12 protein-coding genes are annotated in these 10,082 nt (G+C 40.1%); 11 read left to right on the top strand and 1 reads right to left on the bottom strand.

The genetic code is table 11. The features are described from left to right. On the top strand, nucleotides 1–856 hold an 856-nt coding region (locus N2257_04720; GenBank protein MCX7793691.1), incomplete at its 5' end, for an Ig domain-containing protein. 78 nt (nucleotides 857–934) lie between these two features. Here N2257_04720 and N2257_04715 read toward each other — a convergent pair. Next, nucleotides 935–1,375 carry a 23S rRNA (pseudouridine(1915)-N(3))-methyltransferase RlmH gene (locus N2257_04715; protein ID MCX7793690.1) on the bottom strand — a complete coding sequence of 147 codons (441 nt, stop codon included), beginning with the start codon at nucleotides 1,373–1,375 and terminating at the stop codon, nucleotides 935–937. Between the two features lie 73 nt (nucleotides 1,376–1,448). Between N2257_04715 and N2257_04710 the strand changes: the two genes are divergently transcribed. The 10 genes from N2257_04710 (at nucleotide 1,449) to N2257_04665 (ending at nucleotide 10,062) form a co-directional block, all read left to right on the top strand. Then, the gene (locus N2257_04710; protein ID MCX7793689.1) at nucleotides 1,449–1,577 is read left to right on the top strand and encodes a hypothetical protein; all 129 of its coding nucleotides are present in this window, start codon (nucleotides 1,449–1,451) and stop codon (nucleotides 1,575–1,577) included. Nucleotides 1,578–1,582: 5 nt separating this feature from the next. Beyond that, nucleotides 1,583–2,764, top strand: a complete 1,182-nt coding sequence (gene aroC / locus N2257_04705) for a chorismate synthase (protein MCX7793688.1) — start codon at nucleotides 1,583–1,585, stop codon at nucleotides 2,762–2,764. After that, the gene (locus N2257_04700; GenBank protein ID MCX7793687.1) at nucleotides 2,761–3,273 is read left to right on the top strand and encodes a shikimate kinase; all 513 of its coding nucleotides are present in this window, start codon (nucleotides 2,761–2,763) and stop codon (nucleotides 3,271–3,273) included. Before aroC ends, N2257_04700 begins: the two co-directional genes overlap by 4 nt. Before the next feature lie 5 nt (nucleotides 3,274–3,278). Continuing rightward, complete coding sequence (gene aroB / locus N2257_04695; protein ID MCX7793686.1) at nucleotides 3,279–4,355, top strand: 3-dehydroquinate synthase; 1,077 nt, start codon at nucleotides 3,279–3,281, stop codon at nucleotides 4,353–4,355. Next, nucleotides 4,342–6,435 (top strand): ribonuclease R, encoded by a 2,094-nt coding sequence (rnr, locus tag N2257_04690; protein ID MCX7793685.1) that lies wholly within the window; start codon nucleotides 4,342–4,344, stop codon nucleotides 6,433–6,435. The genes aroB and rnr overlap by 14 nt, the downstream gene beginning before the upstream one ends. Before the next feature lie 129 nt (nucleotides 6,436–6,564). Then, on the top strand, nucleotides 6,565–7,125 hold the full coding sequence (gene efp, locus N2257_04685; GenBank protein ID MCX7793684.1) for an elongation factor P: 561 nt from the start codon (nucleotides 6,565–6,567) through the stop codon (nucleotides 7,123–7,125). Further along, a complete protein-coding gene (gene accB, locus N2257_04680) occupies nucleotides 7,125–7,565 on the top strand; it encodes an acetyl-CoA carboxylase biotin carboxyl carrier protein (protein MCX7793683.1) in 441 nt (146 codons plus the stop codon). Before efp ends, accB begins: the two co-directional genes overlap by 1 nt. Beyond that, complete coding sequence (accC, locus tag N2257_04675) at nucleotides 7,562–8,938, top strand: acetyl-CoA carboxylase biotin carboxylase subunit (protein ID MCX7793682.1); 1,377 nt, start codon at nucleotides 7,562–7,564, stop codon at nucleotides 8,936–8,938. The genes accB and accC overlap by 4 nt, the downstream gene beginning before the upstream one ends. A gap of 31 nt (nucleotides 8,939–8,969) precedes the next feature. After that, a complete protein-coding gene (thiE, locus tag N2257_04670; protein ID MCX7793681.1) occupies nucleotides 8,970–9,575 on the top strand; it encodes a thiamine phosphate synthase in 606 nt (201 codons plus the stop codon). After that, nucleotides 9,559–10,062: a Uma2 family endonuclease gene (locus N2257_04665; GenBank protein ID MCX7793680.1), complete on the top strand. Its 504-nt coding sequence runs from the start codon at nucleotides 9,559–9,561 to the stop codon at nucleotides 10,060–10,062. Before thiE ends, N2257_04665 begins: the two co-directional genes overlap by 17 nt. Nucleotides 10,063–10,082: the final 20 nt, after the last annotated feature.

Genomic DNA, 10,082 nt, shown 5'->3' with positions numbered 1-10,082 from the left:
GTATGTAGTAAACATTGGCTGTCAGTCCCTGTCAAATACTACTCCTTCACCCTTGCAGTCTACTACAACATGTTCTAATTATACTGCAAATATTACTTACACAGGAGGATATAGTCCTGTAACATGTAGCATAGTCTCTGGAAGTCTTCCACCTGGTCTGAGTCTCTCTGGATGCTCAATCTCAGGAACGCCTACTGTACCTGGCACTTATACCTTTACAACAAGGGTGATAGACAGTTGCACATACCCAGGGCAACAGTATTCTGATAAAGCTACATCGATAACAGTAAATTGTTGTCCCTTCACGGGGTGGAGTTCTTTTCTGCCCAATGCAACGAACTGCCAGTCCTATTCAGGTTCTATTAATGTAATAGGAGGAGTACCGGTTTATACCTGGACTCGTTCAGGAAGCCTACCTTCAGGCATTAACTTTTGTACAGGAAATACAGCTGCCACTTGTAACCTCACAGGCACACAGGTTCTTTCAGCACCTGGATCATACAGTTTTACAGTCCAGGTTACTGACAGCTGTAGTCCTCCTCAAAGCACTTCCAGTAATTTCAACATAACAGTTAACCCTGACCCATGTTATACAAACGGTATACAGCTTCTGAATGCGAGAGGAGGTGGACGGGATAGTTATCGCAGGGATGGTGGAACGTGCACCGAATGGAAAGATGGAGATGTACTTTCAATCATGCCTGGAAGCACTTACCAGTTTTACACTGATAATAAATGTCAAACTCCATGCCCTGCACCATTTAATATCTCTAATTACTGTAATCAGAAATCTTTTGATACAGACAGGGACTGTTTAACACAGATGAGAGGAGATTGTTCTTTCGCTGACAGATAAAACTTTATTTTTAAAAAATCATATTACCTTTTACATCCATTACATGAAAAATACAAATTTCCACCTGCGAGGTTAAATTTAATAATGATACTCTCTTCCCTTTATGATTGTCATTGCCCTGTAAAGCTGCTCAAATAAAATCAGTCTTGAAAGTTCATGGGTAAAGGTAAACCTTGAAAGGGAAAGCTTGAAAGGAGCAGACCTCTTTAATTCCTCACTTACACCAAAGGCACCACCTATGAGAAAATCAATTACAGGTCTATCCTTTAAAAACTGAGCGAACTCCTCTGAAGTTAACTCAATTCCCTCCCTGTCAAGCAGACAGAAAGGATGCCTTGCTGTTTTAAGAAGCGCTCGTGATTCCAGAGTTATAATCTGCTCTTTTAAGCCACCTGCAGACTTTAGCTCGATTGTCTCAATTCTGACATAAGGCCTAAGAAGCTTGATGTATTTGCTTATTCCATCTTTTATAAAACCCTCTTTTGTCCTTCCGGGATAAATAACCCTTATGTGCATCATGAGATAATATAACAGAAAGTAAAAGGCTTTTGTGATATAATTAATCATTGAAAAGTCTAAATTTAAAAATAACATGACTACCTGGCTTATTATAGTTGCAATAATTTTAGTACTAATTGCCCTTAAACTTGCAAAGTTTGCAGGCCTGGCACTTATAATGGCACTCTTTATAATGCTAATACTGAAGAATAAAAAGAAATAAATACTATGCTCCGTTTTCTTACAGCAGGTGAATCTCATGGTAGAGGTCTTACCGGAATTCTTGAGGGAATTCCAGCAGGCCTTGCTATTTCCTCTGAATACATAGACAGACAGCTCCAGAGAAGACAGTCAGGTTATGGCAGGGGTGGACGGATGAAGATAGAATCAGACCATGCTGAAATCCTATCAGGAGTGAGGCACGGAAAGACCACAGGCTCACCTGTAAGTATTTTTATTGAAAACAAAGACTGGAAAAACTGGCAGGAGATAATGACTGTTGGAGAAGTAAAAAGCGAGGTTAAAAAAATAACCAAACCAAGACCCGGGCATGCAGATCTTGCAGGAATTTTGAAATACGGTCAGGACGATATAAGAAATGTACTGGAACGCTCCTCTGCGAGAGAAACTGCCATGAGGGTAGCTCTTGGTGCCATAGCACGTAGGTTTCTTGAAGAGTTCAATGTTATCATTGGAAGCTATGTTCTCTCAATCGGGGGTAAGGGTCTCGGGCTCCATGCAGTAAAGGATTTCTGGCATGATAAAGAGAAATTAATAGAATTGTCCAGAAAGGCAGACCTTTCAGAGGTAAGGTGTCCTGATGAAAAAGCCACAGAGGAGATAATGAGATTAATTGACCAGGCTTCTGAGGAGGGAAATACCCTGGGAGGTATTTTTGAGGTCTTTGCGGTCAATGTTCCACCAGGTCTTGGAAGCCATATTCAGTGGGACAGGAGATTAAATGCAAGACTTGTTTTCGCCCTCTCTTCTATTCAGGCAATAAAGGCTGTAGAAATAGGTGCAGGGATACTTACTGGTACAGCAAAGGGCTCAGAGGTCATGGATGAGATATTCTATGAAAATGCAAAAGGATATTACAGAAAATCTAATTTTGCTGGTGGAATTGAGGGTGGCATATCAAATGGAATGCCTGTCATTGCAAGGCTCACCATGAAACCCATCCCGACCCTTAGAAAACCTTTAAAGTCAGTGGATATATTAACCCATGAAACAGTTGAGGCAATGTATGAAAGATCCGATGTCTGTGCGGTACCAGCTGCCTCGGTCATAGCAGAGGCAATGCTCTGTCTTGTAATAGCCGATGCCTTTCTTGAAAAGTTCGGAGGAGACAGTATTGAAGAAACAAGGTCCAATTATGATCTCTACCTGAAAAGGCTTGAAAGAAGATGAAGAACATAGTTCTAACAGGATTTATGGGAACTGGAAAAACAGAGGTTGGAAAGATCCTTGCAAAGCTTCTTGGTTACACCTTTATTGATGCAGATTCTGTAATAGAGAGAGAGCAGCAGATGGCCATAACAGAGATATTTAAAAAATTTGGTGAACCTTATTTCAGGGATTTGGAATCAGATGTCATAAAGAGACTTTCGCAAATGGAGAAAGCTGTAATATCTACAGGTGGTGGAGCAGTCCTCAGAGAGGAAAACATGGAGAATCTCAGAAAAAAAGGCATAATAATATGCCTAATGGCATCTCCTGATACAATCTATGAAAGAACAAAAAATGATACATCGAGACCTCTTCTTCATGTAGAAAACCCTCTTCAGAGAATAAAAGAGCTACTTGATTTCAGGAGACCCTATTATGAAAGGGCTGATATACTCATTGATACGGATAAAAAGACCCCACAGGAAGTTGCCCAGGAAATCCTTGAAAAAATAAAGCAGGAGTATAATTGATAAATATGAACGCGGTAAGGGTTTCCCTTGGAGAAAGAAGTTACGATATCCTTATAGGTAAAGGCATAATTGAAAAACTGGTAGATTTCATACATTCAAAAAAATATACCTTTACAGCTATCATAACAAATGATACACTTGCTGGAATTTACAAAGATTTAATTGAAAGATTAAGAGGGGAGCTTAATGCTATTTCAATAATTATCCCTGATGGTGAGGAATATAAGGATCTTCTCTGGTTCTATTACCTTCACACTAAACTCCTAGAAAAGAGATTTGACAGGTCCTCATGCCTTATAGCCTTTGGTGGAGGAGTTGTAGGAGACCTCACAGGATTTGTTGCCTCAACATATATGCGAGGCATTGATTATATACAGCTTCCAACCACGCTCCTTGCACAGGTCGATAGCTCTGTAGGAGGAAAAACCGCTGTCAATCATCCGCTTGGAAAAAATATGATAGGCACATTTTATCAACCCGTTCTAGTAATAATTGATACTGATTTTTTAAAAACCCTTCCCAAGAGGGAATTCAGGGCTGGAATGGCTGAGGTGATTAAATATGGGATTATATGGGATGAAGGCCTCTTCACCTTTTTAAATGAAAGAAACAGGGAAATATCAGATCTTGAACCTGAAAGCCTAAAAAAAATCATAGCCCGTTCCTGTGAGATAAAGGCAGAAATAGTCTCGAGGGACGAGAGGGAAGAAGGACTGCGTGCAGTGCTTAATTTTGGCCACACCATCGGCCATGCCATAGAGACAGTAACAGGATATACAAGGTTTCTACACGGAGAGGCAATTGCAATGGGTATGTATGGAGAATCCTTTCTTGCATCAAAAAAAGGGCTCACAGATGATTCTACAGTGAAAAAAATAAAAGACATCCTAATGCTTTACGGTCTCAAGCCATCTATCCCAGATGACATTAACGGAAACAGTATTTTCAATGCAATGTTAATTGACAAAAAGGCAAAGGCAGGAAAGATAAGAATGGTTCTTCCAGAAAAGATTGGCAGGGTAATTATATCTGAGGTTGATAAAGAGGAACTTCTCAGGGTTCTAGAAAATGCCAGAGTATGAATCAATAACTCCTCAGGAGATACGCTCTCTTTTTAAAAAGAGGATAAAGCCCCTCAGTTTTGAAGAGATACTCTCCCTACTGAAAATTCAAAGGAAAAATTCAAAAACCATAAAAAGACTTCTCAATGAAATGGTCAATAAGGGTGAACTTGTAAGAACAAGGAAAGGTCATTACGGACCCCCTGATGAGATGAACCTTGTTACAGGATACTTTGAAGCTCACGGAGATGGATATGGTTTTGTCATACCTGAAAAACCTGGTGAAAGAGATATATTTATACCCGCAAGAGCCACAGGTGGTGCAATGGACAGTGACAGGGTAATTGCTAGGATTGAAGAACCGGAAAGAAGGGCAGGAAGGATAATAAAGATTCTCGAAAGGGTTCATAAGAGGATCTCTGGCATCTTTGAATATGGAAGATATGGTTCTTTTGTAAGACCAAAAAACAGAACTCTTTCCTTTGACATTTACATCCCACCAAATGCAAGGGGTGGAGCAAAGAACAATGACCATGTGATAGCCGAGATAGTTGAGTATCCCAGCGATTCTAGAGCACCGGTAGGAAAGGTAATAAAGGTATTGAAGAAACCTGATACCCCGATTGCAGAGATTGAATCAATTATAGAAGAATTCAATCTCCAGAACAAATTTCCTCCTGAAGTTAATTCAGAAGCACGTGAAGTTAGAAAAAAGGATATTCATAGAAAGGATAGAAAGGACCTCACAAATCTAATAACTGTAACAATTGATGGAGAAAATGCTAAAGACTTTGACGACGCTATATCAATAAGAAAACTGGGTGAAAATTATTTGCTCTATGTTCATATAGCTGATGTGGGATATTTTGTGCCCTGGAACAGCAATCTTGACAGAGAAGCAAGAAAAAGGGCAACGAGCGTCTATTTCCCCGACAGAGCAATACCCATGCTTCCTAGGGAGCTATCAGAAGACCTCTGCAGTCTCAAGCCCGGAGTTGAGCGTGCTGCATTTACGGTTGAGATTCTCTTCAGTAAAAATGGAGAAAGGTTGAATGTAAATTTCTATCCCAGTGTAATCAAGAGCAGCTCACGACTCACATATACATCTGTCAAAAAAATTCTTATTGATAAAGAACCATCAGAGCGGACAAAGTACACCTTCCTGCTTCCTCATCTTGAGGTCATGGAAGAACTTGCAAGGATTTTAAGGGAAAAACGTATTGAAAGGGGGAGTCTTGACTTTGACCTTCCAGAGCCAGAGGTGATTCTTGATATCCAGGGCAGACCTGAAAATATTATAAAGGCAGAGAGAACCTTTGCACACATGATTATAGAGGAGTTCATGATCGCAGCAAATGAGGCAGTTGCAGAGTATCTTGAGTCACTGTGCGTACCATCTATTTACAGGATTCATGAAAAACCCGATCCCCTGAAAATGCAGGAACTCGCTAAGATTTTAAAAAACCTCACCGGCAGAAAACTTATAAAAACTTCACAACTCTCATCCCTTATAAAAGAGATGAAGGGCTCTCCACATGAAGAACTTGTAAATTACATCCTTCTCAGGAGCCTTAAACAGGCAAGGTATTCTCCAGAAAATGCAGGACACTTTGGCCTTGCCTCAAGATGCTACACTCACTTTACCTCGCCCATAAGAAGATATCCTGACCTTGTTGTTCACAGAATATTAAGGGATGTCCTCACCAACAGACTGACAGACAAAAAAATAAAAGACCTTGAGGAGATACTGCCCTCTATAGCCTTTCATTCATCAAGAATGGAAAGGCTTGCTGATGAAGCAGAAAGGACTGTAATAGATGCCATGAGGGTCTGGTTTATGAAGGAAAAGATAGGAGAAGAGTTCAGAGGAAACATCATATCTCTGACACCATACGGAATGAAGGTTAGATTAAAGGATTTTTATGTGGAAGGATTTCTTCATGTCTCCTATATGACAGATGATTTTTATATATATGATCAAGAAACACTCACTCTGATCGGAAGGAAAAAAAAGAAGTTATTCAGGATAGGAGATGAGGTCACTGTAAGGATAGAAAGGGTTGATGAGATAGAAAGGGAGATAATACTGGCGCTCGTTTAACTTGCTAGCAAACCATTTTATAGTGTAAACTATAACACTAAGGTAATCCGTTAAAACCAAGTATATATTGTCTGATTTTTTAATAGAATTTAAGTATTCATTATGAATTAAGTTTTAAAGGAGGTTTCTGTGATTGCTGCAAGTGAATTAAGAAGAGGGATGAAGATTGAGTTCAAGGGAGAACCCTATGAGGTTATCGAATCTCAGCATGTAAAGATGCAGCAGCGTGCACCTATAATGAGGGTAAAGATAAAGTCCCTTAAAACCGGCAGGGTTATTGATGAGACATTTAATGCGGGTGACAAAATACCGCTGCCTAAGCTTGAAGAAAAGGAGATGCAGTATCTTTACAGCCAAGGAAATGAATATGTCTTCATGGATACAGAGACCTATGAGCAGGTAACAATAAGTGAAGAGGCTCTTGGCGAGGCAAGGAAGTTTATAAAGGAAAATATGAATGTCCGTGTGCTTTACTATAGAGAGCAACCCCTGACAGTAGAACCTCCTATGTTTGTAGAGCTCAAGGTTATTGAAACAGAACCTCCATTCAAAGGAGACACCGCATCAGCCGGCTCAAAACCGGCAAGACTTGAAACCGGTGCAATTATAAAGGTGCCTTTCCACATTGTTGAAGGAGATATAATAAAGGTTGATACTAGAACCGGAGAATATGTAGAGAGGGTAAAATAATGAATCTTGAAGAATTAAAGGACATATTAAATTTACTAAAAGAAACAGATATTACTGAACTTGTGATTGAAAAAGAGGGAATAAAAGTAAAGGTAAGGCGTGAAAGATTTATAGGACCTTTTGAGATTCAGCATGCTCAGAAGCCTGTGGAGATAGAGAAACAGCCTTTACCTGTAGCTGCTGAAGAAGAAACCCGCAGGCTAATAACAGTAACTTCACCAATAGTTGGAACTTTTTATCGTTCCCCATCACCAGATGCACCTCCTTTTGTTGAGGTAGGAACAAGGGTCAAGAAAGGGCAAATTCTGTGTATAATAGAAGCCATGAAATTAATGAATGAGATTGAGAGCGAGGTAGATGGTGTGGTAATGAGAATACTTGTTGAAAACGGTCAGCCTGTTGAGTATGGAGAACCCCTCTTTCTGATAGAGCCTGTATGAAATTATTTAAAAAGATTCTCATAGCAAATAGAGGGGAGATTGCCCTTAGAATCATCAGGGCATGCAAGGAACTTGGAATCAGAACTGTAGCTGTCTATTCAGAGGCGGACAGGGAGTCTCTCCATGTAAAACTTGCTGATGAGGCAGTATGCATAGGACCTGCAAACCCACAGCAGAGTTATCTCAACATCCCTGCAATCCTGAGTGCAGCGGAGATTACCGATGCTGAAGCAATCCATCCCGGCTATGGATTCCTTTCTGAAAATCCCCATTTTGCTGAAGCCTGTATCACCTCTGGAATAACATTTATAGGACCTACACCGGAAAATATAAAGATTGGAGGAGACAAGGCAAAGGCAAGGACAATTCTTAAGAGAAGAGGCATTCCTGTTGTTCCAGGAAGTGATGGTCCTGTTAATTCAGAGGATGTGGCAGAAAGGGTTGTAAAGAAGATTGGCTTTCCTGTAATGCTCAAAGCTTCTGCTGGTGGCGGCGGAAAGGGAATGAGAATCGTGAGAGAGGAATCAGAATTCGAACAGGCTTTTCACATGGCTCAGAGAGAGGCCTTCGCAGCCTTTGGAAATGGTGAACTTTATATTGAAAAATATATATCAAGTATAAGGCATATAGAGGTGCAGATTCTGGCTGATTCTAAAGGAAATATTGTACATCTTGGAGAGAGGGAATGCTCAATTCAGAGAAGACACCAGAAACTCCTTGAGGAAGCACCTTCACCTTTTCTCACAGAAAAACAGAGAAAGAAAATCGGTGAACTCGCTGTAAAGGCAGCAAGGGCAATAAAATATAGGAATGCCGGAACCTTTGAGTTTATCGTGGATGAAGAAGGGAATATCTATTTCATAGAGATAAACACAAGGATACAGGTTGAGCATCCTATAACCGAGCTTATAACAGGAATAGATATTGTAAAAGAGCAGATAAAGATTGCTGCAGGTTACGAGCTCGGTTATAGACAGCCTGATATAAAATTCAATGGCTGGGCTATAGAGTGCCGGATAAATGCAGAAGACCCTGAAAGATTTGTCCCTTCTCCTGGTAAGATAACCTTTCTTTCCCTTCCGGGCGGACCCGGTGTAAGGGTCGATACAGCCATATATCCCGGATACACAGTGCCACCCTATTATGATTCCATGATTGCCAAGCTCATTGTTTACGGTAAGGACAGACAGGAGGCAATAAAGAGGATGGCAAGGGCGATTGATGAATTCATGATAGAGGGAGTAAAGACAACCCTTCCCCTCCACAAGAAACTCCTGAACCATCCTCAGTTTTTAGAAGGCAGATATAGTACCTCCTTTCTTGAGGAAATGAACAGTTCAACCACTTTAAAGGAGGTTACCCAGCCTGTCTGAGCTGATTGTACCTGAACCACCAATTCAGGTAATATGCCCTTCTTCTGAAGTACTAAAGGATTTAATAAAAAGAGTCGAGATACTTCTTGAGGAAGGGATAAGGTGGATTCAGTACAGAGGTAAGGAGACCTCAAAGAGGATTCAGTATAGAGATTGCCTTCTCATAAGGGAACTAACCAGGAGATACAATGCCCTATTGATTGTGAATGACTTTATTGATCTTGCTCTTGCTGTAAATGCTGATGGTGTGCATCTCGGTCAGGACGATATACCCATTTATATAGCAAAGAAGATATTCGCAGGAAGGATAATAGGTATCTCAACCCACAGTCTCACCGAAGCCATTGCTGCAACTGAGGCTGGTGCCAGCTATATAGGATATGGTCCTATATTTCCCACTCTGACTAAAGATGCTGGAACTCCTAAGGGTCCAGAATCTATAAAAGAGATCAAGAGATATGTTAAAATTCCAGTAGTAGCTATTGGCGGTATAAAGGCAGAAAATGTAATCTCTGTTATGAAAAATGGTGCTGATGCAGTAGCTGTGTCCTCTGGTATAATAGACGAAAATCCAGAAATAAATGTAAGGGCCTTTTTAAAAGCAATAGAGGAGTTCAGAAGTGCCACTCACAGCTGAAAAAGGAATTTATACTTACAGGGATTATGAAAAACTTCCTGAAGGAGCACCCTATCAGCTCATAAAAGGAGAGCTTGTCATCAGCCCATCACCTATGCCATATTATCAGAGGATATTAAAAATACTTGAGTATATAATTTATGAACACGCAAAAAAAAATCAAAAAATCGGCGAGGTCTTGCATGCACCCCTTGATGTCTATCTTGAAGAGATAGAGGTTTATCAGTCAGATATTATCTTTATATCAAAAGACAGACTTCATATTAAAGGAGAAAAAAAGATAGAGGGTACTCCTGATCTTATTATTGAAATACTCTCGCCTTCCTCTGCCTATTATGAAGTACACAAAGTGAAAACCTATGCAAAACATAATGTAAGGGAATACTGGATTGTTGATCCCGATGAAAAATCCATAGAGGTCTATGAAAACAGGGATGGCAATTTTAATCTGATTGAAAAAGGGATTCAGAAAGATACTATTCATTGAAATGTTATCGGTCTTGAAAT

The sequence above is a fragment of the Thermodesulfovibrionales bacterium genome (assembly GCA_026417875.1).
Classification (GTDB): domain Bacteria; phylum Nitrospirota; class Thermodesulfovibrionia; order Thermodesulfovibrionales; family CALJEL01; genus CALJEL01.
Note: the sequence above shows the minus strand (reverse complement) of the source record. Positions and strands in the feature narration are given on the sequence as shown.